At 64.7% G+C, this 19,504-nt stretch carries 17 protein-coding genes; 9 read left to right on the top strand and 8 right to left on the bottom strand.

Annotated features, from left to right (window positions below; translation table 11 throughout):
* Window positions 1-35 precede the first annotated feature (35 nt).
* The 5 genes from ABID59_RS17675 (at window position 36) to ABID59_RS17655 (ending at window position 5,355) form a co-directional block, all read left to right on the top strand.
* Window positions 36-680 carry a response regulator transcription factor gene (locus ABID59_RS17675; RefSeq protein WP_148754398.1) on the top strand — a complete coding sequence of 215 codons (645 nt, stop codon included), beginning with the start codon at window positions 36-38 and terminating at the stop codon, window positions 678-680.
* Window positions 681-1,209: 529 nt separating this feature from the next.
* Window positions 1,210-2,628: a threonine synthase gene (gene thrC, locus ABID59_RS17670; RefSeq protein ID WP_354084194.1), complete on the top strand. Its 1,419-nt coding sequence runs from the start codon at window positions 1,210-1,212 to the stop codon at window positions 2,626-2,628.
* The gene (locus tag ABID59_RS17665) at window positions 2,625-3,914 is read left to right on the top strand and encodes a M16 family metallopeptidase (protein WP_354084193.1); all 1,290 of its coding nucleotides are present in this window, start codon (window positions 2,625-2,627) and stop codon (window positions 3,912-3,914) included. Before thrC ends, ABID59_RS17665 begins: the two co-directional genes overlap by 4 nt.
* Window positions 3,915-3,955: 41 nt before the next feature.
* Complete coding sequence (locus ABID59_RS17660; protein ID WP_148754393.1) at window positions 3,956-4,543, top strand: GNAT family N-acetyltransferase; 588 nt, start codon at window positions 3,956-3,958, stop codon at window positions 4,541-4,543.
* A gap of 158 nt (window positions 4,544-4,701) precedes the next feature.
* Entirely contained in the window at window positions 4,702-5,355 is a 654-nt protein-coding gene (locus ABID59_RS17655; protein WP_148754392.1) for a hypothetical protein, read from the top strand.
* Between the two features lie 111 nt (window positions 5,356-5,466).
* Here the strand turns inward: ABID59_RS17655 and ABID59_RS17650 are convergent, their stop codons facing one another.
* From ABID59_RS17650 to ABID59_RS17625, 6 genes are all read right to left on the bottom strand, one after another.
* Window positions 5,467-6,645, bottom strand: a complete 1,179-nt coding sequence (locus ABID59_RS17650; RefSeq protein WP_354084192.1) for an IS481 family transposase — start codon at window positions 6,643-6,645, stop codon at window positions 5,467-5,469.
* 186 nt (window positions 6,646-6,831) lie between these two features.
* Window positions 6,832-7,317, bottom strand: coding sequence for a F0F1 ATP synthase subunit B family protein (locus ABID59_RS17645; protein WP_148754391.1), 486 nt, complete (start codon window positions 7,315-7,317; stop codon window positions 6,832-6,834).
* A 5-nt stretch (window positions 7,318-7,322) separates the two neighbouring features.
* Window positions 7,323-7,886: a F0F1 ATP synthase subunit B family protein gene (locus ABID59_RS17640; RefSeq protein WP_148754390.1), complete on the bottom strand. Its 564-nt coding sequence runs from the start codon at window positions 7,884-7,886 to the stop codon at window positions 7,323-7,325.
* Between the two features lie 60 nt (window positions 7,887-7,946).
* Window positions 7,947-8,177 carry a F0F1 ATP synthase subunit C gene (locus tag ABID59_RS17635; protein WP_007599451.1) on the bottom strand — a complete coding sequence of 77 codons (231 nt, stop codon included), beginning with the start codon at window positions 8,175-8,177 and terminating at the stop codon, window positions 7,947-7,949.
* Between the two features lie 53 nt (window positions 8,178-8,230).
* Window positions 8,231-8,980: a F0F1 ATP synthase subunit A gene (locus tag ABID59_RS17630; RefSeq protein ID WP_148754389.1), complete on the bottom strand. Its 750-nt coding sequence runs from the start codon at window positions 8,978-8,980 to the stop codon at window positions 8,231-8,233.
* Between the two features lie 112 nt (window positions 8,981-9,092).
* Window positions 9,093-9,467, bottom strand: coding sequence for an AtpZ/AtpI family protein (locus ABID59_RS17625; protein ID WP_148754388.1), 375 nt, complete (start codon window positions 9,465-9,467; stop codon window positions 9,093-9,095).
* Window positions 9,468-9,852: 385 nt separating this feature from the next.
* Here ABID59_RS17625 and ABID59_RS17620 point away from each other — a divergent pair, with 385 nt between their 5' ends.
* Both ABID59_RS17620 and ABID59_RS17615 read left to right on the top strand, forming a co-directional pair.
* On the top strand, window positions 9,853-10,371 hold the full coding sequence (locus ABID59_RS17620) for a hypothetical protein (protein ID WP_354084191.1): 519 nt from the start codon (window positions 9,853-9,855) through the stop codon (window positions 10,369-10,371).
* A gap of 134 nt (window positions 10,372-10,505) precedes the next feature.
* Complete coding sequence (locus tag ABID59_RS17615; RefSeq protein WP_354084190.1) at window positions 10,506-10,979, top strand: secondary thiamine-phosphate synthase enzyme YjbQ; 474 nt, start codon at window positions 10,506-10,508, stop codon at window positions 10,977-10,979.
* A gap of 68 nt (window positions 10,980-11,047) precedes the next feature.
* Here ABID59_RS17615 and ABID59_RS17610 read toward each other — a convergent pair whose 3' ends face one another.
* The gene (locus ABID59_RS17610) at window positions 11,048-12,712 is read right to left on the bottom strand and encodes an MFS transporter (RefSeq protein ID WP_502916809.1); all 1,665 of its coding nucleotides are present in this window, start codon (window positions 12,710-12,712) and stop codon (window positions 11,048-11,050) included.
* A gap of 345 nt (window positions 12,713-13,057) precedes the next feature.
* Here ABID59_RS17610 and ABID59_RS17605 point away from each other — a divergent pair, with 345 nt between their 5' ends.
* Both ABID59_RS17605 and ABID59_RS17600 read left to right on the top strand, forming a co-directional pair.
* Window positions 13,058-13,729: a response regulator gene (locus tag ABID59_RS17605; RefSeq protein WP_148754384.1), complete on the top strand. Its 672-nt coding sequence runs from the start codon at window positions 13,058-13,060 to the stop codon at window positions 13,727-13,729.
* A 921-nt stretch (window positions 13,730-14,650) separates the two neighbouring features.
* Entirely contained in the window at window positions 14,651-15,682 is a 1,032-nt protein-coding gene (locus ABID59_RS17600; RefSeq protein WP_354084188.1) for an alpha/beta fold hydrolase, read from the top strand.
* An 81-nt stretch (window positions 15,683-15,763) separates the two neighbouring features.
* Here the strand turns inward: ABID59_RS17600 and ABID59_RS17595 are convergent, their stop codons facing one another.
* Window positions 15,764-19,273, bottom strand: coding sequence for a PAS domain-containing hybrid sensor histidine kinase/response regulator (locus ABID59_RS17595; protein WP_354031583.1), 3,510 nt, complete (start codon window positions 19,271-19,273; stop codon window positions 15,764-15,766).
* Window positions 19,274-19,504: the final 231 nt, after the last annotated feature.

Genomic DNA, 19,504 nt, shown 5'->3' with positions numbered 1-19,504 from the left:
CCGGTCTATGAGTCCAGAAAACAAGAGAGCGCGCGATGCAAGATACCGCCAAGCCGGCGACCAAGGTCCTGATTGTCGACGACCATCCCGTGGTGCTGTCCGGTTGCCGCACCCTTTTCGCCTCCGACCATTCGATCCGAATCGACGAGGCGACCGACGCGAAATCAGGCCATCGCGCCTATGTCAGCAAGCGGCCCGACGTGACCGTGATCGATATCAGCCTGCCTGACGTCTCGGGCTTCGAGCTGATGCGCCGGATCCGCAAGGACGATCCGGACGCCAAGATCATCATGTTCAGCATGAACGATGATCCGGCCTTCGTGGTGCGCGCGGTGGAGCTGGGGGCGCAGGGCTATGTCTCCAAGGGTGACGATCCCCGGATCCTGCTCAAGGCCGTGCGCAAGGTGGTCGCAGGCGACAACTTCATCTCGCCACAGCTTGCGGAGGCCGTGACGTTCTCCGGTGCCGCGATCAAGGCCAATCCGGCCTCGCAGATGACGCCGCGGGAGCTCGAGATTCTCCGCCTGCTCGGGCGCGGCAACAAGATCGTCGAGGTCGCCGAGGCACTCGGCATCTCCTACAAGACCGTCGCCAACACCACGTCCCTGCTCAAGCAGAAGCTAGGGGCCAAGAACCACTCGGACCTGATCCGGATCGCGGTGGAAATCGGGATGAACTGACACCGTCAGGGGCCGAACCGGCTGCTCCAGGACGCAGCCGGCTCGGCCGACGGATCGGCGGCGCCGCGCGTCCGGGCAATGCGTGGACGACGGCTGATACCATCCGCCGACACAATGGGCCGGCGAGACGTTCGTTCCTGATCCGGCGCATTGATTCGGGAAAAAGCGGCAACGGAGCCCGGACGTCAGGCAGTCTGATCGTCGGCTCGCCGCGGCATATCGGGAAAAACTGGAACATTCGGCGTTGCGCGCCGTTTTTCTCCTTGACGATTACGTGACAGGTGACGATAGCTCGAACGAACGATTTTCGGGGCAGGCGTCCCAACGCGGAAAACCGGGTCTGCACACATCAACGACAGACCTTCCAAGAGAGGGCTGCGGCATCGCCGCAGCCCTTTTCCGTTGGGCATGGTGCGACCCTGCAAAACATTCTATGGTGCCGCAAAGCCTCTGGCTGTGAACTAGGAACATCGTGAAATCAAAGGCTTAAGGCCCCGGATTCAGGTCGGGCCGGCCTTTGGAGGGCAGTTTGACTCGTTATATCTCGACCCGGGGCGAGGCCCCTGAGCTTGGCTTCTGCGACGTGATGCTGACGGGGCTTGCCCGCGACGGCGGCCTGTATGTGCCGGCGACCTGGCCGCAGCTCTCGGTCGAGACCATCGCCGGCTTCTTCGGCCGCCCCTATTGGGAGGTCGCGGTCGACGTCATCCGTCCCTTCGTGGGCGGGGAGATTTCCGACGCCGACCTCGGCCGCATGGCGAACGAGGCCTATGCCACCTTCCGTCATCCGGCCGTGGTGCCGCTGCGCCAGATGTCGCCGCATCAATTCGTGCTGGAGCTGTTCCACGGTCCGACGCTCGCCTTCAAGGACGTGGCGATGCAGCTGATCTCGCGGCTGATGGACCATGTGCTGGCCAAGCGCGGCCAGCGCACCACCATCGTGGTCGCGACCTCCGGCGACACCGGCGGCGCCGCGGTCGAGGCCTTCGCGGGTCTGGAGAATGTCGATCTCATCGTGCTGTTCCCGCACAAGCGCATCTCCGAGGTGCAGCAGCGCATGATGACGACGACGGGTGCCGCCAATGTCCACGCGCTTGCCATCGAGGGCAATTTCGACGACTGCCAGGCGCTCGTGAAGGGGATGTTCAACAACCACCGCTTCCGCGACGCGACCTCGCTGTCCGGCGTCAATTCCATCAACTGGGCCCGCATCGTCGCGCAGGTGGTCTATTATTTCACCTCCTCAGTCGCCGCCGGCGCACCGGCGCGCGCGGTGGATTTCATGGTGCCGACCGGCAATTTCGGCGATATTTTTGCAGGCTACGTCGCCAAGCGCATGGGTCTTCCCGTGCGAACCTTGCGCATCGCCGCCAACGTCAATGACATCCTCGCCCGCACGCTCAAGACCGGCATCTACGAGGTGCGCGAGGTGCACGCCACCGCCTCGCCGTCGATGGACATCCAGATCTCGTCGAATTTCGAGCGGCTGCTGTTCGAAGCCGGCAAGCGCGATGCGGCCGGCGTGCGCCGGCTGATGGATTCGCTGAAGCAATCGGGCCGCTTCGTTCTGCCCGACGCCACGCTCGCCGCGATCCGCGAAGAATTCGACGCCGGCCGCGCCGACGAGACCGAAACCGCGGCTGCGATCCGCGCCGCCTGGCGCGAGGCCGGCGAGCTCGTCGATCCCCATACGGCCGTGGCGCTCGCGGTCGCCGATCGCGACACCACCGACACGACCGTGCCTAACATCGTGCTCTCGACCGCGCATCCGGCCAAATTCCCTGATGCCGTGGATGCGGCCTGCGGCCAGCGGCCGCAACTGCCGGCCTGGCTCGACGGTCTCATGACCAGATCCGAACATATGAAGGTCATGAAGAACGATCAGGCCGAGCTCGAGCGGTTCGTGCTGTCGGTCAGCCGTGCCGCAAAACAGGGAGTTGCCGGATGAGCGTCGAGATCTCCAAGCTTGCCTCCGGCCTGACCGTCGTCACCGACAACATGCCCCATCTCGAGACCGCCGCGCTCGGCGTCTGGGCCGGCGTTGGCGGCCGCGACGAGAAGCCGAACGAGCACGGCATCTCGCATCTGCTCGAGCACATGGCGTTCAAGGGTACGACGGGGCGCTCCTCGCGTGAGATCGTCGAGGAGATCGAGGCGGTCGGCGGCGACCTCAATGCCGGCACCTCGACCGAGACCACGTCCTATTATGCCCGGGTGATGAAGGCCGACGTGCCGCTCGCGCTCGACGTGCTTGCCGACATTCTGGCCAACCCCGCCTTCGAGCCCGAAGAGCTCGAGCGCGAGAAGAACGTCATCGTGCAGGAGATCGGCGCGGCCCAGGACACGCCCGACGACGTCGTGTTCGAGCATCTCAACGAGCTCTGCTATCCCGACCAGCCGATGGGCCGCTCGCTGCTCGGCACCGCCAAGACCCTGCGCGCCTTCAACCGCGACTCGCTGCGCGACTATCTCTCGACGCATTACCGCGGGCCCGACATGGTGGTGGCGGCCGCCGGCGCCGTCGATCACAACCAGGTCGTCGCCGAGGCCGAGAGGCGCTTTGTGAGCTTTGACGCGGCGCCGGGGCCGAAGCCGCAGGCAGCTCAGTTCGGCAAGGGCGGCGCCAAGGTCGTGCATCGCGAGCTCGAGCAGGCGCATCTGACGCTGGCGCTGGAAGGCGTGCCGCAGACGGATTTGTCGCTGTTCTCGCTCCAGGTCTTCACCAACATCCTCGGCGGCGGAATGTCGTCGCGACTGTTCCAGGAGGTGCGCGAAAAACGCGGCCTCTGCTACTCGATCTACTCGTTCCACGCGCCCTATACCGACACCGGTTTCTTCGGCCTCTACACCGGCACCGATCCCGCCGACGCGCCGGAGATGATGGAGGTCGTGGTCGACATCATGAATGATTCGGTCGAGACCCTGACCGAGGCCGAGATCGCCCGCGCCAAGGCGCAGATGAAGGCGGGCCTTCTAATGGCGCTGGAGAGCTGCTCGTCGCGCGCCGAGCAGCTCGCCCGGCACGTGCTGGCCTATGGCCGGCCGCAGACGGTGCAGGAGCTCGTGGCCCGGATCGATGCCGTCAGTGTCGAATCGACCCGCGATGCGGCGCGTGCACTGCTTTCGCGCAGCCGCCCTGCGGTGGTGGCATTGGGCAGCGGCAGGGGTCTGGACACGGCGGTGTCTTTTGCGGAAGGATTGACAAAGGCGCGCGCCAAGGCGCGGCTGCACTAGGAGCCGCACAACCAGCGCCCCGCGCCCCGGGAAGCATCACCATGGCCCTCTTTCGCCTGCCATCCAGTGGACCTGCTGCTCTCGCCCCCCGCGGCAACGGGCTGTTGCTGCGGGCGCCGCAGATGTCGGATTTCCTGCAGTGGGCGCATCTGCGCGAGACCAGCCGCGATTATTTGACGCCGTGGGAGCCGATCTGGCCGTCGGACGACCTGACCCGGTCCGGCTTCCGCCGCCGGCTGCGCCGCTATTCCGAGGATATCGCCGCGGACCGCTCCTATCCCTTTCTGATCTTCCGCGAGCTCGACGGCGCCATGGTCGGCGGCATCACGCTCGCCAATGTCCGGCGCGGCATCGTTCAGGCCGGCACCATCGGCTACTGGGTCGGCCAGCCCCACACCCATCGCGGCTACATGACCGCGGCGCTGCGGGTGCTGCTGCCGACCCTGTTTGGCGAGCTCAACCTGCACCGGGTCGAGGCCGCCTGCATCCCCACCAATGCGCCGTCGATCCGGGTGCTGGAGAAGTGCGGCTTCTCGCGCGAGGGACTGGCACGCCGGTATCTCTGCATCAACGGGGTCTGGCAGGACCATCTCCTGTTCGGCCTGCTGCACGAGGATTTCCGCCGCTGAGCCGGGCTTGCTCGCGCGCCGGGATCACCTTTTTTCCTGCCGTGTTTTCTCGCCTTGTCTTCTCGCCTTGGGATCGCCGATTTTGACGATATAACCCGCTGGCCGGCCGATCGGCCGGGATGTTGTTGCCGGAACGTTGTTATGGAGTACTGCCGTTCATGAAAGAGCTTCGATCATTGCGGAATGCGCTGCGGCGGGGTCCGGTGATCGCGCTGGCGCTGTCGGTGTCATTCGCGTCCGTGTCGCCGGTCGCGGCGCAGTCGCTGACCGACCGTTTCAAGAGCCTGTTCGGCGGCAAATCCGACGAGCCCGCTCAGCCCAAGCCGGCGCCCGCGCCGGGCCAACCGGCGGCCGATGACGACATCGATTGCCCGCAGATCACGGTGCGCGCCGGAGCGTCCACCTACGGGGTCGGGGCGACAGGCAAGCCGGCCGTCGGCAACGATGTGCGCTTCCAGGCCTCGATCACCAAGATGGCGCGCGAATGCGTCCGTAACGGAAGTGAGATCACCGCGCGTATCGGCATCCAGGGCCGCGTCATCGCCGGCCCCGCGGGCGCGCCGAATAGCGTCGAGGTGCCGCTCCGCGTCGCCGTGGTGCAGGGCGGCGTCGGCGAAAAGGTGATCGCCTCGAAGGCCTACCGGACCACGGTCGAGATGTCGGAGGGCGGCAGCGTGCCCTTTACCTTCGTCGCCGAGGACCTGTCCTACCCGGTGCCTTCAGCCGCAGTCGCCGATTCCTACATCTTCTATGTCGGCTTCGACCCGCAGGCGCTCGCACCCGAGCCGAGAGCGCGCGGGAAGAAGAAGTAAGTCGCGAGACAGTTTCAGCCGTCATGCCCCGCGAAGGCGGGGCATCCAGTACACTGCGGCCTATCGATCGATCACAACCGTCTCGGAGTACTGGATCGCCCGACTAAATGTTTAGACTGGAGACATAGCTGACGCCTGTTCGGACACATCACTGACGGTTTGGCCGCGCGTCAAGTCGATTGACGCGACCTGCCAGCTGGCGAAGAAGATTCCATAACGGCCGTCGCGGTCGAGCGGCCTGACAGCCAGCTGCTCGCCGCAGAACGCCTGAGGGACTTTCCACATCTGGCCTTTGAAGGCGATGTAGCTGCGCGTCGAGGAGACGGTGCGAACGATCTCCCCGGCGTCGTATTGGACCTGAGGGACACGTTCCGGCATGGTGCGAGAACTCGGCCGGTAACGATCGGCGGGGATACCCATGTCCAAGCTTTCATGTGGTCGCTCCAGATTGTAGATCGTGCGCCAATTGTCGAGGGCGCACTGAACTTCCGCCAGGGTGCGGAACGTGCGCAGAGCGAACACTTCCGCTTTCAAGCTGCGATGGAAGCGTTCGTTCTTGCCCCGGCCCTGAGGATGACGCGGCCTGGCATGGACCACCCTGACGCCGAGCCTGAGCAGCCACACCTTCAGCGCGGTCCAGCGAGCGCCGGACGTGTCGCCCCAAGGAGAGCCGTTGTCGAGGTAGAAGGCCTCCGGCAGCCCATAGCGTCGGAAGGTGTCGGCCAGATGTTTCTGCACATCGGGACGCTGCTCATTGGCGCATGCCTTCAGACACAGAGCGTAGCGCGAGTGGTCATCGACCATGGTGAGCGGATGACAGCGCGTCCCGTTGGCAAGCGGCATGTGGCCCTTGAAGTCCATCTGCCACAGCTGATTGGGGGCGTCCTTCTCGAACCGGTGGCCTGAAGGACTCGGTGCGGCCTTCTCGCTCGGCTTGATCCGCTCGTTCCGGCACAGGATCTGGTGCACCGTCGAGGGCACCGGCACAGCCTGGCCGCCGCGCTTCAGGCGATGGGCAATCTTGCGCGCGCCCCAGGCCGGATGCTTGTCCCGCATCGCCAGAACCTGCGCTTCGACCGCAGGCCCGCTCCGCTTGGGCATGCTCTTGGGCCGGCGCGACTGATCCGCCAGTTCATGGTCTCCAGCTTGCCAGCGCCTCAGCCATTTGTAGCCCACATCAGGACTGATCCCGAACCGGCGGCAAAGCTCGCGCCGGTTCGCTCCCTCCTGCAACGCAAGTCGCACGAACTCTCGTCGTTGATCCATCACCGACACCTCGTTCCAGGGCATGGACGGCCTCCCGAATCGACCAATCCAGCCCATTTTGATGTGTCAGCTATGTCTCCGAACACCTGTCAGTGATCTGTCCGGTCTAAACACTAAATCGGGCGATGACAGCTCATTCGTGGATACAACCTTGCCCAACAAAAAAGCCGGCGCTCAGCGCCGGCTTTTTGATTTGTGAGGCTCTTGCCCTCAGTTCAGCTTCTGGCGAACCTCGGTGATGCCCTTGGCGAGCAGATCGTCGGCGACCTTGCCCTTGACTGACTGCGACAGGATCGTGGAAGCGGCTTGCACCGCGGCCTCCGCGGCTGCGGCGCGAACATCGGCCACCGCCTGGGCCTCGGCGAGCGCGATCTTGCTCTCCGCGGTCTTGGTACGGCGGGCGACGAAGTCTTCCACCTTTGCCTTGGCCTCGGTTGCGATGCGCTCGGCCTCGGACTTCGCGTTGGCGATGATGTCGGCGGCCTCGCGTTCGGCCGAGGCGGTGCGCGCCTTGTAGTCGGCGAGCACCTTGGCTGCTTCCTGCTTGAGGCGCGTCGCGTCGTCGAGCTCGGCCTTGATGCGATCGGCGCGATGGTCGAGCGCAGCCATCGCCTTCTGGAAGACCCCGAGATAGCCGAACACGATCATCAGGATCACGAAAGCGACGGCGACCCAGGTTTCAGGATCGAAGAACATATCGACTAACCCTTCAAGGACGCATCAACGGCGGCACTGATCGACGCCGCATCCGGAACGACGCCGGTGAGCTGCTGCACGATGGTGCCTGCCGCATCGGCCGCGATGCCGCGGACGTTGGTCATGGCGGTCGCGCGGGTCGAGGCGATGGTCTTCTCCGCCTCGGCGAGCTTGGTCGCCAGCTGCTCTTCCAGGGCCTTGCGCTCGGCGTCCGCCTGCGCATTCGCCTTGTCGCGGGACTCGTTGCCGATCGCCTGCGCCCGCGAACGCGCCGAAGCGAGCTCGCCTTCATAGGCCTTCAGCGCCGCCTCGGACTGATCCTTCAGCTTCTGCGCCTCGGTGAGGTCACCCTCGATCTTGTTCTGACGCGCTTCGATCGCACCGCCGACCTTCGGCAGAGCGAGCTTGGACACGATCACGTAAAGCACGACGAAGAAGATCGCGAGCGACACCAGCTGCGAAGCATAGGTGCTGCTCTCGAACGGCGGAAAACCGCCACCGTGACCGCCTTCGGCCTCGGTGTGGGCGCCCGCCGCCGGACTTTTCGCCCCGCCATGACTCTCAGCCATGGAGTTCTCCTGTTGCTGTCATGCGCGCTGCTTCGGTCGAAGCGGCGCGAAAAATCGTCCTCAGAGCGGAACGAACAGCAGCAGCAGTGCGATCAGCAGCGAGAAAATGCCGAGCGCTTCGGTCACGGCGAAGCCGAAGATCAGGTTGCCGAACTGGCCCTGAGCAGCCGACGGGTTGCGAACGGCTGCGGCGAGGTAGTTGCCGAAGATCACGCCCACGCCGACGCCTGCGCCGCCCATGCCGATGCATGCGATGCCCGCGCCGATAAGTTTTGCTGCTGCCGGATCCATTTTAGACTCCTTGGAGGAAAGATTGGGTTTTGGGTGGAAATTCCCCGGACCGCTTAGTGTCCCGGATGAATGGCGTCGTTGAGGTAGATGCAGGTCAGGATCGCAAACACATAGGCTTGCAGGAACGCGACCAGGATCTCGAGAGCATACAGTGCGACCGTGAGCGCCAGCGGCAGCACACCGCCGAACCAGCCCAGCGCGCCGAGCGAGAAGCCGAGCATGGCAACGAAGCCCGCGAACACCTTCAGCGCGATGTGGCCGGCCAGCATGTTGGCGAACAGACGGACGCTGTGGGAGACCGGCCGCAGGAAGAACGACAGGATCTCGATGAACATCACCAGCGGCAGGATGTAGCCGGGGACGCCGTGAGGCACGAAGATCGAGAAGAATTTCAGGCCGTTCTTGGCGACGCCGTAGATCAGGACCGTGAAGAAGACCAGGAGCGCAAGCGCTGCCGTCACGATCAGATGGCTCGAGATCGTGAAGGTGTAGGGAATGATGCCGATCAGGTTCGAGACGCAGATGAACATGAACAGCGAGAAGATCAGCGGGAAGAACTTCATGCCTTCCGAGCCGGCCGTCGAACGGATGGTCGAGGCGACGAACTCGTAGGAGATTTCGGCGACCGACTGGAGGCGCCCGGGAACCAGCTGCGTGCCGCTGGCAAGCATCAGGAGCGAGATGATCGCCACTGCCACCAGCATGTAGAGCGATGAATTGGTGAAGGCGATCGTTTGATTGCCGATATGGCCGATCGTGAAGAGAGGCTCGATGTTGAACTGGTGGATCGGATCGATTTTCATCGGCGCGGCATCTCTTGGTCTGCCGGGCTAGCCGGCGTGTCTCGGTCTGCCGGCCGGGCCGGCCCGCACCGGCGAAGCCGGCGCGAAAATTCCTCTCCTGCTCGGATCGGCTTCAAGAACCACCGCGCCTGTTCTGACCCGCGCCCGCCGTTCTCACCACATTCACCACGCCGGCCACGAAGCCCAGCAGCGTGAACACGATAAATCCGAAAGGCGACGTCGACAGCAAGCGGTCGAAACCCCAGCCAATCCCCGCTCCGACGATGACCCCGGCGATCAACTCGGAGGATAACCGGAAACCAAGCGCCATCGCCGAGGCTCTGGCCGCTCCGTCTCCACCGTCACCTGCGGGTTGCTCGGTCTTGACGTGGCGGTCGCGAAGTTCGGACAACCGCTTATCAAGACTTCCGAGCCGTTCGGAAAGCGCAGCTTCCTCGGGCGATCTATCGCGATCTCCATTCCCGTCGTGTCCCGTGTCTTGAGCCATGCCACGAAGACCAGAAACGCTGCGGTTGAATGGAAATTACGCCCGCCACCCTCAAAAGCCGCGCGGACCATACTGACCGCTCATAATCAAGTCAAGCCAAGTCACGATCGCGTCGTGTTCGCTTATCTATTTGATTTATCTGGTGATATTTCCCTGCACGCCAGCGCTGCACACAGCGTGACGCCGCACCGCAGCAGCTCTCCGCGCGATCCACCGATACGACCGACATTTCGTCGCGGCTGTCGGGATCAAAGCGGGCGCCGCCATCGTTGATTTCGCGGATGCGGTTTTCGGCAGCGGATTCGAGCGGGCAGGCGGTGCGCCGTCGCCCGCCCGGGTGTAGAATTCGAGGATGTGCCACCTGCGCGGCGTGGCGGAGAGCGCGATGAGACCGGCGAAGTCATCCACAACATCATGGTGTGCCGTGGCGATCGTTGCGGTGGCGATGGCCAGCGGCGGCCCGGTTGCCGCGCAATCCGCACCGGACGGCGAAAACGGCCGCTACAGCATGACGCAGATCCCCGAGGGTGTGCTGCGGCTCGACACCCGCACCGGCACGGTCTCGACCTGCAGCAGGAATGGCGCCGGCTGGGCCTGTTACGCCGTGCCCGACGAGCGCTCCGCGCTCGATGCCGAGATCGGCCGGCTCCAGGCCGAGGTCGAGACGCTGAAGGGGCAGCTCGCCGCCGGTCCGACCGTCTCCGGCAAGATCGACGAGGCGCTGCCGAAATCCGATTCCCTGAAGAAGGGCGAGCCGAAGGTCGCCGAGGGCGACCGCAAGCTCGAGATCCCGCTGCCGAGCGACCAGGACCTCGACCGCGCGATGTCGTTCCTGGAAAAGGCGTGGCGCCGGCTGATCGATATGGCCAATCGCGTGCAGAAGGACGTGTCGGGGAAGATTTGAGGCACGACGCGGTGCCGTAGGGTGGGCAAAGGCGCAAAGCGCCGTGCCCACGACCTTGAATATCGTCGTGCGGATTGGTGGGCACGCTTTCGCTTTGCCCACCCTACGGCAGCTTTTGAGTTGAGAGACCTTTCATGTCATTAGCCAAATCCGTCACGCGCTCGGCGCCATCGTCAGTGCAAGCCACCACGATCGTATCGTCATTGCTCTCCGTGCAGACGCCGGGTCGCGGCTTCACCGATCTCACCAGCGAGGTCGCGAAATTCGTCACTGAGGCGCGCGCCCACGACGGCGCGCTGACGCTGTTCATCCGTCACACCTCAGCCTCGCTGACGATCCAGGAAAACGCCGATCCCTCGGTGCTCGTTGATCTCACCACCGCGCTCTCGCGGCTCGCGCCTGAAAACGTGCCCTGGACTCATGATACCGAAGGACCCGACGACATGCCTGCGCACGTCAAGACCATGCTGACGCAGACGTCGCTTCAGATCCCCGTCCTCAACGGCAAGCTCGCGCTCGGCGCCTGGCAGGCGATCTATCTGGTCGAGCACCGCGCGCGCCCGCATCGCCGCGAAATCGTGCTGCAATTCATCGGCGGCAATCAGTAAGTGCTTAAAAGAAAACCGGCCGCGGATCGCTCCGTGGCCGGCTGTTTCGTCAGCGTCGTGCGATGCGACTATATCTTGGTGATGTCGACATCCTTCGTCTCGGGGACGAAGAAGAAGCCGACCACGGCCGTGATCAACGCGAAGCCGACCGGGTACCACAGACCGGAGTAGATATCGCCGGTCGACGCGGTGATCGCGAAGGCGGTCGCCGGCAAGAGGCCGCCAAACCAGCCGTTGCCGATGTGATAGGGCAGCGACATCGAGGTGTAGCGGATGCGGGTCGGGAACAGTTCGACCAGCATTGCCGCGATCGGGCCATACACCATGGTGACGTAGATCACGAGGATGAACAGCAGTCCGATCAGGGCCGACACCTGCGGACGGAAGATGTCGAACGGATTCGACATCTTGACGATGCCCGCGTCACCCGGCTTCGGGTAACCCGCAGCCTGCGTCGCCGCGGTGATCGCGGGGTTCGACGTCTTGGCGTCCGTGTAGGGCACTTCCTTGTCGTTGACGACGATCTTCACCGCGCCCGCCGGTCCCGGAACGGTCGTGTACTTGACCGACGAGAGGGCGAGGAAGGCGCGGGCCGTGTCGCAAGGCGCCGTGAAGACGCGGGTGCCGACCGGGTTGAACAGATCGCCGCAGCCTGCGGGATCCGCCACCACCTGCACCTTGACCGTCTCATAGGCCTTTTCCAGCGCCGGATTGGCGTTGGTCGAGATCATCTTGAAGATCGGGAACAGGGTCAGTGCGCCGATCAGGCAGCCCGCCAGGATGATCGGCTTGCGGCCGATCCGGTCGGACAGCGCGCCGAACACCAGGAAGAAGCCGGTGCCGAGCAGCAGCGACCAGGCGATCAGGAGGTTGGCGGTATAGCCGTCGACCTTCAGGATCGATTGAAGGAAGAACAGCGCGTAGAACTGGCCCGTGTACCAGATCACCGCCTGGCCCATGGTCAGGCCGAACAATGCCAGGATCACGATCTTGGCGTTGCTCCAGGTGGCGAAGGCTTCGGTCAACGGCGCCTTAGAGCCCTTGCCCTCGTCCTTCATGCGCTGGAACACCGGTGATTCGTTCAGGCGCAGACGGATCCAGACCGAGATGCCGAGCAACGCGACCGATACCAGGAACGGAATGCGCCAGCCGCCCCAATAAGAGCCGGGTGCGCCGGCAAAGGCAGCCTCGCCGGTCGCGGAGCGGGTGAACAGGATCACCAGCAGCGACAGGAACAGGCCGAGCGTCGCGGTGGTCTGGATGAACGAGGTGTAGTAGCCGCGCTTGCCCTGCGGCGCATGCTCGGCGACGTAGGTCGCTGCACCGCCATATTCACCACCGAGCGCGAGACCCTGCAGCAGGCGCAGACCGATCAGGATGATCGGGGCCGCGATGCCGATCTGGGCGGCACCCGGCAGCAGGCCGACGATGAAGGTCGACAGACCCATGATCAGGATGGTGACTAGGAAGGTGTATTTGCGGCCGACGATGTCGCCGACGCGGCCGAACACGATCGCGCCGAACGGACGGACCAGGAAGCCTGCCGCAAAGGCCAGCAGCGCGAAGATGTCGCGCGTGGCCTGGTCGAACATCGGCTTGCCGTCGGCGCCGGCGATGGTGAAGAACTGTGTGCCGATGATGCTGGCCAGCGATCCATAGAGATAGAAGTCGTACCATTCGAAGACGGTGCCGAGCGACGATGCGAGGATGACGAACCTCTCATCCTTCGTCATGCCGGTCGACCGTGCCGACGTTGCAGCCAGTGTGGACATCGTGAATGCGCTCCCCGAATTTCGTTTCCTCGCGTCCCGGCTGTCCGGGCATGCCGGATCAACCTGGGTCTTGCCTCCAAGGTAACATCGGTGTGAAACCCGCCCCAATACGACTTTTGGCCTTGCGCACTGACGCGCAACTGACGGGGCGGATGTAGAGTGCTGCGCCTCGGCACACGACTTGCGGATTAACCCCTTTCCCGCAAAGGAATAATGTGCCCTTGCATGCCACGGCCGGCCGGGGAAGAATTGACCATTGCGCCGGTCCGGACTACTGGCCCGGTTGTGAACGACAGCAAGAGATCGATGAGCGCTCCCTCCACCCATCTCGTCATTGCCGATGACCATCCGCTGTTCCGCGATGCGCTGCGGCAGGCGGTGGCCAGTGTCCTGAGCACGGCGAAGATCGACGAGGCCGGGTCGTTCGAGGATCTGACCAAGCTTCTGGAACAGACCTCCGACGTCGACCTGGTCCTGCTCGACCTCTCGATGCCAGGTATCTCCGGCTTCTCCGGCCTGATCTATCTGCGCGCGCAATATCCGGCGATCCCGGTTGTGATTGTCTCGGCCTCCGACGACAGCGCCACGATCCGCCGTTCGCTCGATTTCGGCGCCTCCGGCTTCATCCCCAAGCGATTCGGCGTCGAGACGCTGCGTGATGCCATCCGCAAGGTCATGGAAGGCGACGTCTGGGTTCCCGCCGATACCGACCTGACGGCCGCCGCCGACCCCGACATGACGCGCCTGCGCGACCGCCTGGTGACGCTGACGCCGCAGCAGGTGCGGGTCCTGATGATGCTGTCGGAGGGATTGCTCAACAAGCAGATCGCCTACGAGCTCGGCGTCTCCGAGGCGACCATCAAGGCGCATGTCTCGGCCATCCTGCAAAAGCTCGGGGTCGAGAGCCGGACCCAGGCGGTGATCGCCGCCGCCCGGATCGCCGGCGGCCAGTGGAAGCAGGGCACGCCGACGGGGTAGGCTTTGCTACCGGCGCTTGCGCTGCCCGACGGGCAAAATACCCTATCGCTGGGTCAATCGCTGCGCACCAAAATATTCCACTTTACCGAAATTCGGATTTGTCGTATGTGTCGCCCATCCTGATCCGGCGAAAAGGGGCGGTCGTACGTCGTCACGAGCCGCGGATCGGGCTGCGGTGGACGCTGAGCGGTGCCGTCGCGGATGTGGGTGGCAGGGTGGGGCAGTGGATTGAGCCGAGCCCCGTGAGCTGCTTGCAAGCCGCGTGAACGAACGGCGCTTTGTCCTGCCAGGCCCTCTTGGGCCGAAGCAGGATTGCTTGCGTACGGCAAAACCGTGTGGTCCTGACCGTCGTCGCTACGGTCAAGTCTTGCGGAGGCGGCATTGGCGTCAACCGGCGCGGTGTCGGCGAATTCCGTCGGGCGAAGGGAGGCCAGAACGAACTCGGCTCCCGGGAGAGCACGGCATAAGCCGTCCAACCACTGCGCAGGGAAGGTCGTGTGTTCGGCTTCACCTGTATGCCGCTGGTGCAATTCTTTTTGCGCTACCCGCGCACAGCGGACCGTGGGTGCGAGGTCAGCACCCGGCCTTCCCTGCGCCCTTTGTTTGAAGGGCGAGAAGCGGAAGCAAAACTCGGGCGGATTGCGCCGCGAGGAGGAGAAGGTGTGCCTGCTGTTTGAGATGTGAGTTGGGGAGCGATGGCCTCACCCCTTGCTCTGTCATTGCGAGCGCAGCGAAGCAATCCAGTCTGCCGCCGCGGAGGAAATCTGGATTGCCTCGCTGCGCTGGCCCCTGATAGTCAGTTGCGTGACGGCAAGGAGACGCTCAAGAGCCAAACGGAAAAACCGCTCCACACGGCCCGGACACCGACGTCACCGTCGACCTGATCTGACGATTCGGACACCATCAACGAGGCAAGAGATCATGACACAGATTATCGACCAGCATCGCCGCCAGTTCCTCGGCGTCGCCGCCGGGACCGTTGCTATCGGCCTCGGTGTGATCGACCTTGCACGCGCCGAAACCGAGACGCCGCCATCGTCCGCAACCAGCGCATCTTTCGGCACGATCAAGCAGATCAATTCCGGCGTCCTCAATGTCGGCTACGCCGAAGCCGGTCCCGCGACCGGCCCGGTGGCGATCCTGCTCCACGGCTGGCCCTACGACATCCACAGCTTCGTCGATGTCGCGCCGATCCTGGCGCAGGCCGGCTATCGCGTCGTCATCCCCTATTTGCGCGGCTATGGCTCGACGCATTTTCTCTCCGCCCAGACGCTGCGCAACGGCGAGCCGGCCGCGCTCGCCGTCGACATCATCGCATTGATGGATGCGCTCGACATCAAGAAGGCGGTCGTTGCCGGCTTCGACTGGGGCGCGCGCACCGCCGATATCATTGCGGCGCTGTGGCCGGAGCGCTGCCGCGCGCTGGTCTCGGTCAGCGGCTATCTGATCTCCAGCCAGGCTGCCGGCAACGCGCCGCTGCCGCCTGCGGCCGAGCTGCAATGGTGGTACCAGTTCTATTTCGCGACCGAGCGCGGCCGCGCCGGCTACGAGAAGTACACGCATGATTTCGCAAAGCTGATCTGGAAGCTGGCCTCGCCGCAGTGGAAATTCGACGACGCCACCTTCGATCGCAGTGCGAAGGCCTTCGAGAACAAGGATCACGTCGCGATCACGATCCACAATTACCGCTGGCGGCTCGGCCTCGCCAAGGGCGAGGCGAAGTACGAGGAGATCGAAAAGAAGCTTGCGGCAACTCCTGTTATCAACGTGCCGACGATCACGATGGAGGGCGACGCCAACGGCGCGCCGCACCCCGATCCCAGCGCTTACGCCAAGAGATTCTCCGGCCGCTACGATTATCGCCTGATCACCGGCGGCATCGGTCACAATTTGCCGCAGGAAGCACCGCAAGCCTTTGCCAAGGCCGTCATCGATGCCGACGGCGGTGCGTGAGCGCTCATTCGACACCAATCCCAGCTTGAGCTCGAGACGTCGCGCGGGCTCAGCGGATCGACTGGCTGCTGACCCCGGATTTTACTCCGCGGCCACCATCTGCTGCGTCCGCCATTGCCCGAGCAAGGCACGCAGCGAGGCCGGCTTCACCGGCTTGTTCAGCACCGCGATCCTCTCGTCGCGTGCGGCCATCTGCACGGCAGGGCTGCGATCGGCGGTAATCAGGATCGCGGGGATGGTGTCGCCGAAGCGGCGGCGGATGTCGCGGATCGCGGCGACGCCATTGCCGCGGTCGAGGTGATAGTCGACGAGCAGGCCGGTGACGCGCCGGCCGGCCGCTTCGATCGCGGCGATCGCGCCTTCGGGATCGGCGACCGCGATCACCTCCGCGCCCCAGGCCTTCAACAGAGTCCGCATGCCGTCGAGGATCGCGGCGTCGTTCTCGATGCAGACGATCAGCGCGCCTGCGATTGGCGTGCGCGCCAGCGGCGTTGCGCTGGTCACCGCTGCGGTGAGCGTCACGGCCTTCGCGGTCGGCACCGTCACGGAGAACAAGGAGCCGCCGCTCGTATTGGCATCGATGGCGATGCCGTGGTTGAGCACGCGCGCCAGCCGCTCGACGATCGAGAGACCCAGCCCCAGCCCGCGCGCGATCCGCGCGCCTTGCTCGAGGCGGTGGAATTCCTTGAAGATCTCGCCGCGCTTGACCGTGGGGATACCGACGCCGGTGTCGTAGACGCAGATCTTGAGCGAGGGGCCGTGGCGGCGGCAACCGACCAGCACGCGCCCTCGCGGAGTGTACTTGATCGCGTTCGAGATCAGGTTCTGCAGCAGTCGCCGCAGCAGCAGCCGATCCGACTCGACCGGCAGCGAGCAGGGCACGAAGGTGAGATCCAGGCCCTTGGCGCGCGCGATCGGTGCGAACTCGATCTCCAGCGAGCGCATCAGATCGGCCATCTTGAAGCTCGATATCGAGGTCGTCATCGCGCCGGCATCGAGCCTGGAGATATCGAGCAGCGCGCCGAGGATTTCCTCGATGGCTTGCAGCGATTCGTCGATGTTCTCGACCAGCCGCGTCTCCTCGCCACTGTGCTGGCGCTCGACCAGGCTCGTGACATAGAGCCGCGCTGCGTTCAGCGGCTGGAGAATGTCGTGGCTGGCGGCCGCGAGGAAGCGCGTCTTGGAGATGCTGGCGTCCTCCGCGCTGCTCTTGGCCAGCGCGAGCTCGGAGTTCAACCGCGTCAGCTCCTCGGTGCGGTCGCGCACGCGCTTCTCCAGCGTCGCGTTGGCACGCTCCAGCGCTTCCGCCGCCTCGAAGGTCGGCGTGACGTCGGTGAAGGTGATGACGAAGCCGCCGCCGGGCATGCGGTTGGTGAGCACCTCGATCACCATGTGGCGTTCCGGCAGGCGTTCGAGATAGGGCTCGCTGTCGGTGGTGTAGGCCACGAGCCGCTGCTCGATCATCGCCTCGCGGTCAGCCTCATTGGCAGGGTCGCTCACGCCCATGAACTCCAGGATCTCGCGGAGCGGCGTGCCGAACTGGATGAAATGCGGCGGCACGTTGAGCAGATCGCCGAACTGCCGGTTGGAGCAGATCAGCTGCAAGTCGGCGTCGAACACCGCAATGCCCTGGCGCACATGGTTGAGCGCGGTCTGCAGGATCTCGCGGTTGAAATGCAGTGCCGCATGGGAATCGTCGAGCAGCTTCAGCGCGGCTTTCGCGGAGACCGTGCGCTTGCGCAGCAGCAGCGACATCACGAGGCGCGAGGATGCAGCCCCGATCGAGGAAGCGATCAGGTGCTCGGCGTGTTGCAGCAGCTCGAAATCGGCTGGTGCTCCGGATTCCAGCCGCATGTTGCGCCGTGCCGAGAACGCCTCGAACGATTGCCGGGCACGATCGGGCCCGAGATATTGCGCGACCGTGGTCTGGATGTCCTGCACCGTGATGGTGGTGCGCCAGCGGCGGAAATTCGGGGCGATGGGCGCGAGCGTGTTGGGCACGAACAGGTCGGCCTGCACCAGCTCGATGGACGAGGGTTGCCGCGCCAGCGACAGCAGCACGTAGGTGAGGATGTTGAGCGAGAGCGACCAGACCACGCCATGCATCAGCGGCGGCAGGTCGGCGCCGAACAGCGCCTGCGGCCGCAGCGCCTCGATGCCGAACGGGCCGTGCTGGAGCAGCATAATGCCCGCGGTCGAGGAATCCATGAAGCTCGGTACGAACAGCGTGTAGAGCCATAGGGCGAAGCCGACCATCATGCCGCCGATGGCGCCGCGCGCGGTGGCGCGCCGCCACAACAGGCCGCCGAAGAAGGCGGGCGCGAGTTGTGCGATGGCGGCAAAGGACAGCAGGCCGATCGCCGCGAGCTGGGTGTTGCCGAGCGCGCGGTAGTAGAAATAGGCCATCACCATGATGGCGAAGATCGCAAGCCGCCGTGAGCGCAGCAGGAAGTCGCCGAAATCGGTGGCGCCGGCACGGCCGTCGGGCCGTCTCTTGAGCACCAGCGGCACCACGAGATCGTTGGAGACCATGATGGATAGCGCAACGCACTCGACGATCACCATCGCGGTTGCCGCCGACAGGCCGCCGACGAAGACGGCGACGCTGAGCAGTCCCGCGCCGCCCTCCATCGGCAATGCCAGCACGTACATATCAGGGTCGACTGCGCCGAACGGGAAGGTGACGAGGCCGGCGAGCGCGATCGGGATCACGAACACATTGATGGCGACGAGATAGAGCGGAAACAGCCAGCGGGCGCGGCTGACCTCGGCATCCGAGGAATTCTCCACCACGCTGACATGAAACTGGCGCGGCAGCAGCATGATCGCGCACAGCGACAGCAGCGTCATGGTCAGGAAATTGCCGATCGACGGCGAATAGTCGATGGCGCGCACCGCCTCCGGCGTCTTCATCGCGCGCTCGATCAATTCGTGCGGCGAGAACATCCAGAAAGTGACGAAGATGCCGGCGGCGAGGAAGGCGACCAGCTTGATGATGGATTCGGTCGCGACCGCCAGCATCAGGCCGTGCTGATGCTCGGTGGCGTCGGTCTGCCGGGTGCCGAACAGCACCGCGAAGGCTGCCATCGCCAGCGTCACCATCAGCGCCATGTCGCCGAGGATCGGGATGTGGGAGAACGCCTGGTCCTCGCTCAGGATGACTTCGAGCGAGGAGGCGACCGCCTTGAGCTGGAGGGCGATGTAGGGCACCGAGCCGATGATCGCGATCAGCGCCACGGTGGCCGCCACCGCCTGGCTCTTGCCGTAGCGCGCGCCGATGAAGTCGGCAATCGAGGTGATGTTGTGCGCCTTCGCAAGCTGGATCACGCGGCGGAGCACGCCGGCGCCGAGACCGATCATCAGGATCGGGCCGACATAGATCGCGAGGAAGTCGGTCGAGGTGCGGGTGGCAAAGCCGACCGAGCCGAAGAAGGTCCAGGACGTGCAGTAGATCGCCAGCGACAGCGGGTAGATCAGCCCGGACGCGCGGCCGCGGCCGGCCGGCGAGCGGCGGTCGCCATGGCTCGCCACCAGGAACAGGAAGCCGATGTAGCCGAAGGCGGCAGCGATCACGCCCCAGTCGTGCAGCATGGCGAGCGTGCTTCTCCCATGGCGCGGTAGCGCCCGATCTCATTTTCCCTGCAAATCTAGCGCGTTGGGCAGCCAGAGGCGACAGCGAAATGCCGGGTGGCGGCGGGAACTGAGGTTGTCGTTAAGTCGCGGGGTGAGCTGCTTGCGCTCCCTCGCCCCGCTTGCGGGGAGAGGGTGGGGTGAGGGGGGCTCTCCGCGGGGACGGTCAGAGTTGGACTCGCGGAGACTCCC

The organism is Bradyrhizobium sp. S3.3.6 (genome assembly GCF_040546905.1).
GTDB lineage: Bacteria > Pseudomonadota > Alphaproteobacteria > Rhizobiales > Xanthobacteraceae > Bradyrhizobium > Bradyrhizobium cytisi.
The sequence above is the reverse complement of the archived record's forward strand: the minus strand, read 5'-3'. Positions and strand labels throughout refer to the sequence as shown.

Excerpts from the sequence above, each read along its gene's own strand:
- ABID59_RS17645 (WP_148754391.1), bottom strand. The coding sequence starts at position 7,317 with ATGTTCTTCGATCCTGAAACCTGGGTCGCCGTCGCTTTCGTGATCCTG.
- ABID59_RS17615 (WP_354084190.1), top strand. The coding sequence starts at position 10,506 with ATGTCATTAGCCAAATCCGTCACGCGCTCGGCGCCATCGTCAGTGCAA.
- ABID59_RS17665 (WP_354084193.1), top strand. The coding sequence starts at position 2,625 with ATGAGCGTCGAGATCTCCAAGCTTGCCTCCGGCCTGACCGTCGTCACC.
- ABID59_RS17625 (WP_148754388.1), bottom strand. The coding sequence starts at position 9,467 with ATGGCTCAAGACACGGGACACGACGGGAATGGAGATCGCGATAGATCG.
- ABID59_RS17640 (WP_148754390.1), bottom strand. The coding sequence starts at position 7,886 with ATGGCTGAGAGTCATGGCGGGGCGAAAAGTCCGGCGGCGGGCGCCCAC.
- ABID59_RS17675 (WP_148754398.1), top strand. The coding sequence starts at position 36 with ATGCAAGATACCGCCAAGCCGGCGACCAAGGTCCTGATTGTCGACGAC.
- ABID59_RS17600 (WP_354084188.1), top strand. The coding sequence starts at position 14,651 with ATGACACAGATTATCGACCAGCATCGCCGCCAGTTCCTCGGCGTCGCC.
- ABID59_RS17650 (WP_354084192.1), bottom strand. The coding sequence starts at position 6,645 with ATGCCCTGGAACGAGGTGTCGGTGATGGATCAACGACGAGAGTTCGTG.
- ABID59_RS17620 (WP_354084191.1), top strand. The coding sequence starts at position 9,853 with ATGAGACCGGCGAAGTCATCCACAACATCATGGTGTGCCGTGGCGATC.
- ABID59_RS17660 (WP_148754393.1), top strand. The coding sequence starts at position 3,956 with ATGGCCCTCTTTCGCCTGCCATCCAGTGGACCTGCTGCTCTCGCCCCC.
- ABID59_RS17610 (WP_502916809.1), bottom strand. The coding sequence starts at position 12,712 with ATGACGAAGGATGAGAGGTTCGTCATCCTCGCATCGTCGCTCGGCACC.
- ABID59_RS17635 (WP_007599451.1), bottom strand. The coding sequence starts at position 8,177 with ATGGATCCGGCAGCAGCAAAACTTATCGGCGCGGGCATCGCATGCATC.
- ABID59_RS17630 (WP_148754389.1), bottom strand. The coding sequence starts at position 8,980 with ATGAAAATCGATCCGATCCACCAGTTCAACATCGAGCCTCTCTTCACG.
- ABID59_RS17605 (WP_148754384.1), top strand. The coding sequence starts at position 13,058 with ATGAGCGCTCCCTCCACCCATCTCGTCATTGCCGATGACCATCCGCTG.
- ABID59_RS17655 (WP_148754392.1), top strand. The coding sequence starts at position 4,702 with ATGAAAGAGCTTCGATCATTGCGGAATGCGCTGCGGCGGGGTCCGGTG.
- ABID59_RS17595 (WP_354031583.1), bottom strand. The coding sequence starts at position 19,273 with ATGCTGCACGACTGGGGCGTGATCGCTGCCGCCTTCGGCTACATCGGC.